The organism is Rickettsia sp. (assembly GCF_965035265.1).
The window spans coordinates 1-5,602 of sequence record NZ_CBCDJS010000084.1 but is presented as its reverse complement, the minus strand read 5'-3'; the positions used below and the strand labels follow the sequence as shown (position 1 = coordinate 5,602).

Genomic DNA, 5,602 nt, shown 5'->3' with positions numbered 1-5,602 from the left:
AAACCTATGAATGTTTATCTGGATTACGTACAACATTATGAACAAATAGCAGCTTAATTTTAAGCAACATTACCAAGTACATTGTTCATATATTTTGTCTTGATTTTTCAGGCCATTATATTATGCATAGTGAGCAGTTTCATCATTTTATGCATTCTGATAATTTTAGAGTAATTAATCCTATTAATTCTGCAATAGAGTTATGTAGTAATAGCAATTATGAAATATAAAATAAATATTTTTCCTCACAAAATCTAGGTTCTGTGAAGATTGCCAAAAAGATTTATCTCATTATCAAGCCAACTTTTAGCTTTTTGAGATAATAAATCATAAATTTTATCTCTAATTTTATTATAATATTCCTTGATATAGCTTATTTCATCAATATTAAGTAGTTTCACATCAATCAATTTACTAGCATAAGGTACTAGGCTTAAGGTCTCAAATTCAAGCCATTCGCTATTTTCTTTTACATACATCAAATTCTCAATTCTAATACCATATTTTCCAGGAATATAAAATCCAGGTTCATTAGATAAGATCATACCTGGTTGAAGTACAGTTTTATTACGAAGATTTATGCTTTGCGGTCCTTCATGAACGCTCAAGAAGCTTCCTACCCCATGACCTGTACCGTGTGGATAATCTAGCTTTTCTTGCCATAAATATTGCCGAGCGAGTATATCAAGATTAGCTCCCGTAACGATATTTTTAGGAAATTTGGCTCTTGCTAAAGCAATATGTCCTTTAAGTACTTGCGTATAACGCTTTTTCTGCTCAACGGTTGCTTCACCTATCACTATTGTTCTAGTTATATCGGTAGTAGCACCACTATATTGACCGCCGGAATCTATCAGTAATATCCCCTGCCTCTCAATCTTCTTAGCAGCTTTTTGGTCAGCTCTATAATGAATAATGGCACTATTTTCCTGAAATCCGCAAATAGCAGGAAAACTATCTGAAACATAGCCCTCTTGTTTGGCTCTATATTCTGTAAGCTTTAAACCTAGGGTGTGTTCTGTTAATAACCCACTGTCATTGCGAGTAGTTTCTTCCATTGTCATCCCGCGGCTTGACCGCGGGATCTTGTATTGTAAACTGTGTTCTGAGATCCCGCGATCAAGTCGCGGGATGACATAATGACAATCCAAATCAGCAAAAAACTCACATAAAGCTACTGCATCTTTAATATGAAAGTCGATTGCATGCTTAATCTCTACATCATTTTTACAAGCTTTCGGCATTAAACACGGTTCGGTAATTTTCTGTATTTGCTTATCAGCTATTAAGTCCATTATATGAACCGATGCTATACTATCATCGATGAAAATGTTCTCATTATCTTTTAAAATATTTTCAAATTCTTCTTCCGGTAAAATTGTTATTTCAGGACGAGCATTAATAATTTCGGCATCAATTCTTGATGGGTCGATAAATAGATATAATTTTGTAAAAGTAAGTATGACTTTAGCAAACATTAAAGGGGTGTATGCAACATCACTAGCTCGTAAGTTTAGTAACCAGCATATGGAGGAGCTATCTAGAATAACTAAGGCTTCGTCATTCCAGTCCTTTTTATTGTCATTCCCACGAAAGCGGGAATCCAAAAAAATCTCACGACATTTACTTATTTTATCAATATGACTAACGCCCGCAAATTTAATATCATGTAAATAAACTTTAGAATTTGGCTCTAATGGCTGATTATGCCAAATCCTATCAATTAAATTTCCTTTAATCTTACACAAAATGTCATCCCGCGGCTTGACCGCGGGATCTAGTAAAATTAAATTTGATATAGCAAGATAAGTAAATAATTCAGGATCGTAACCTATTTTTGTACCTTTACCAAACTTAGATATCTCTTTTAAAGAGAAAACCTTAAAAATTTGCAGATCAAGCTCTTTACTTGCTTGCTCTAAATAACGCCCGTCGGTAAAAAATAATGCTGTATCTTTACATATAACAGCTATACCGTTTGAACCGGTAAAACCTGTTATATATTCAAGCCTTTTGGCATACTCAGGTACATATTCGCTCATATATTTATCGTTAGACGGAATGATGTAACCATCTATATTATATTCCAGGAATAAGCTTCTAAGTAGATTAATGCGATCTTTTATCATATGTTGTCATACCGCGGCTTGACCGCGGTATCCATTGAGTATTTTTTTAGATACCGCGGTCAAGCCGCGGTATGACATAGGCTAAAACTTATCTCTCTTACTCCCCCTATACCATCCATAATATAAAGGAATACCAAGAATAGTAAAAGAACTAGCTATAATCAGAGTTTTAATAGGTGTTTCATAGATAACCCAAGCACAAAAGATAATCGATATTATGGCTATCAGTAAATAATAATAAGAAAAATTTTCTTTTGAGCTAAAAATCACCTTTAAAAATGCTAAGCTACAAATTAAATAGACGAATAAGAATGTTATTGCCGAGAAATCTATTATTTGTGTAATCTGTTCGGCAAAATTATCATTTGCTGTAAAAACTAATAAAGGCGCAATGCCAAGGCAGCTTACAATAATTCCCCATACAGGTGCGTTATTATTATTCTTTTTGGCAAAAAATTTCGGTAGTAACCCGTCTTCTGCAAGCCCAAGAGCAATTTGTCCGCTAGTTAGCACCCAAGCATTGAGTGTACCTATACATATAATCGAAGCTATAACCGTAATTACGCTTGACCATTTACCACCGAATAATAATGCAGCAGCATCAGCATAAGGAGCTTTAGAGCTAATAAGCTCTGAAGCAGGGATTAAACCCATTATACCTATGCTATTTATAATATATAACACCGCTACACAGAAAGTTCCAACTATTATGGCTCTTGGAATAGTCTTATCCGGATTTTTTACCGCACCTGCCGTAGTAGTTGCACATTCTACTCCGATAAATCCCCAAAAAGTAAGAAGTGCAACTCTTCCCATAATGGTCGGAATGCTTAAATTCTCTACTTCCTCGGCAATAGCTATATTATCTATATTAAAATGCGATAAAGCACATAAACCTACTACAAGCAATGGAACAAATTTTAAGAGAGTCAAATAAAACTCAGCTTTTCCTGCTACTTCAGGACCTTTTAAATTTAAAACCGCAATAGCACCTAATAATATTATCTGTAATATTAAATCCAAAATCGCTTGTGATTTGAAAAAAGGCGTTAGGTAACCTATTGCTGAGATAACAACTATGCTAGTACTAACAAAGGATATAACCCAGTAAGTGAAGCCGGCGAAGAAAGCTATTTTATCCCCGAAACTTTCCCGTATATAAACATGAGGACCGCCTGTTTTAGGAAATTTTGCACAAAGACATGAGAACACGAGAGCTATACTCATAGCTCCGAATAGCGACAACACCCAGCCCCAAATGCTGTATATACCGAATGGAGCTAAACTTAAAGGTAATATAAAGACGCTAGTACCGATTTGACTGCCGGTTACTAAGGCAAAAACTGCCCAGAAACCTAATTTTTGTGACATAATTTTGTTATTGATTTAATTCTCAGAAATGGCTTTAATATAGCTGAAATAATGATTTTACGCAACTTATTTTAGAAAACACAATTTCCTTCTTAATTATTTTTATATTATGAAAGCACAAAAAATAATAAAATATATAATATTTTTGAGCAGTATTATTTTAGCTATTTATCTTAATGTTGAGCCTCTTTATACTCCTACTGCCTTAATTACGTCACCTACTCTTACTTACTTTCCTAAATATATTGCTCATAAATCATTAACTTCTAAAAAATTTCAAGGTAATAGTTTAGAAGCAATACAAAATGCTTTAATGAGCTACGTAGACGGAATAGAAGTAGATGTTAGATTATCAAAAGACGGAATTCCTTTTTTATATCATGCTGAAACTTTAGAAGAAGCTACAAACGGATTTGGTAAACCAGAAGATTATAAGTGGGAGCAACTCAAACTATTATCATATAAAAACAATAATCAGAAATTATTGACATTAACTGATCTTTTTAATTTAGTCGGTTCACAAAAATTTATTTTTTAGATGTAAAAAGTGATAAAATTTTTAATCATGAATTTTGTTCTAAAATCACTGAGTTAATAAATAAATATCATATTGAAGAAAGAGTTTTTGTAGAGTCATTTAACCCTTTCTTTTTAGCATTAATGCGTCTCAATTCCCGAAATATTTTGTTGGTATATGACTATACAACAAATTCACAAGCAGGAGATGAAGAAATACAAACACAATTCGATCGAATCCCTTGGATATTAAAACAACCTTTTTTCCAAAAACAAATCAGAAGAATAATAAGACCTGATATGCTAGGGATTAGATTTAATACCCCAATAAAATTAATTAAACCATTAATAGATCATGGTTATCCAATTATGATATGGACTGTAGATGATAAACAAATTGCCGAAGATTTTTTTAACTTAGGAGTTAAATCCATCCAAACTAATAAACCGTCAGAGCTAATTAAAACACAAGAATCTAGACCTTTTATTATTTACGATGCAGGGGGGGCACCATCAGCAAACCAAGTTTAATAATCCATGCTAAAAACATATATGATATTATAGGAGCAATTAAAAAAGCAAAATTAAACAATAAAAAAATTACTATTGCTGGACGTAAGCACTCTATGGGGGGACAATCTATTTTAAATGATTCGATTCATTTAGACATGATGGAAATTAGTAAAGTAGTTTATAACCCTGTAACACAAACAATTACTATAGGTGCCGGTGCTACATGGAAGAAAGTTCAAAATGTGCTTGACCAATATAACCGTTCTATAAAAGTAATGCAGTCAGATAATATTTTTACCCTTGGCGGTACACTTAGTGTTAATGCTCATGGGTGGCAGGTTAACGCTCCGCCTATCTCTTCAACGGTATTATCTTTAAAAGTAATAACTGCCGATGGGATAATAAGAGATATAAATAAACATACTGAACCGGAACTTTTTCAGGCTGTTTTAGGAGGCTACGGTTTATTTGGTGTTATAGTTGAAGCAGAGCTTATAACGGTAGAAAATCCACAAGTTATTTTTCATGCAAAATTTATGAATTATAAAGATTTTATAAATAACTTTAAAATTTACATAACTGAAAATTCCGATGCTGAGCTTGCTTATGGGCGTTTATCAGTAGAAAAAAATCACTTATTTGAAGAGGCAGGTTTGTTTTGGTATGAAAAAACTAACAAGGAGAAACTTACAAAAATACAACCTGAATCTTTAATAGCTTTAAAAAGAGGAATTTTTAGAATATCTCAATATTTTAACCTAGGTAAAAAGATAAGATGGAATATTGAGAAATTGTATGCACAAAAAATGAGTATTAAATCCCCTATTTCTAGGAATAGTGCTATGAACACCGATATACATATATTATGGCCTCTTTATGGAACTGATAAAGACATTTTGCAAGAATATTTTATACCTAAGGAACAATTATAGTAAATCATATAGTATTAGGTGCAATAATAAGATAATATACAAGGAAAAATGTCAACAAGTCCATATAGTGAAGATTTAAGGAAGAAAGTAATAAATTACCTAAAGAAAGGAAGGAGCCAAAAGGAAGCATCAGAAGTTTTT

The 5,602-nt window shown here is 32.6% G+C and carries 6 protein-coding genes; 4 read left to right on the top strand and 2 right to left on the bottom strand.

Annotated elements, in window-relative coordinates; translation table 11 throughout:
- Positions 1–254: 254 nt before the first annotated feature.
- Positions 255–2,129 carry an aminopeptidase P family protein gene (locus tag AC1Z7D_RS05735; RefSeq protein ID WP_482602760.1) on the bottom strand — a complete coding sequence of 625 codons (1,875 nt, stop codon included), beginning with the start codon at positions 2,127–2,129 and terminating at the stop codon, positions 255–257.
- A gap of 81 nt (positions 2,130–2,210) precedes the next feature.
- Positions 2,211–3,500: an APC family permease gene (locus tag AC1Z7D_RS05730; protein ID WP_482602758.1), complete on the bottom strand. Its 1,290-nt coding sequence runs from the start codon at positions 3,498–3,500 to the stop codon at positions 2,211–2,213.
- A 109-nt stretch (positions 3,501–3,609) separates the two neighbouring features.
- Between AC1Z7D_RS05730 and AC1Z7D_RS05725 the strand changes: the two genes are divergently transcribed.
- The 4 genes from AC1Z7D_RS05725 to AC1Z7D_RS05710 all read left to right on the top strand — a co-directional run.
- Entirely contained in the window at positions 3,610–4,038 is a 429-nt protein-coding gene (locus AC1Z7D_RS05725; RefSeq protein ID WP_482602756.1) for a glycerophosphodiester phosphodiesterase, read from the top strand.
- Between the two features lie 122 nt (positions 4,039–4,160).
- Entirely contained in the window at positions 4,161–4,547 is a 387-nt protein-coding gene (locus tag AC1Z7D_RS05720; RefSeq protein ID WP_482602754.1) for a hypothetical protein, read from the top strand.
- Positions 4,529–5,461, top strand: coding sequence for an FAD-binding oxidoreductase (locus AC1Z7D_RS05715; protein WP_482602762.1), 933 nt, complete (start codon positions 4,529–4,531; stop codon positions 5,459–5,461). Before AC1Z7D_RS05720 ends, AC1Z7D_RS05715 begins: the two co-directional genes overlap by 19 nt.
- A 48-nt stretch (positions 5,462–5,509) precedes the next feature.
- Positions 5,510–5,602: IS630 transposase-related protein (locus tag AC1Z7D_RS05710; RefSeq protein WP_482601266.1), on the top strand; the 93-nt coding region annotated here is incomplete at its 3' end.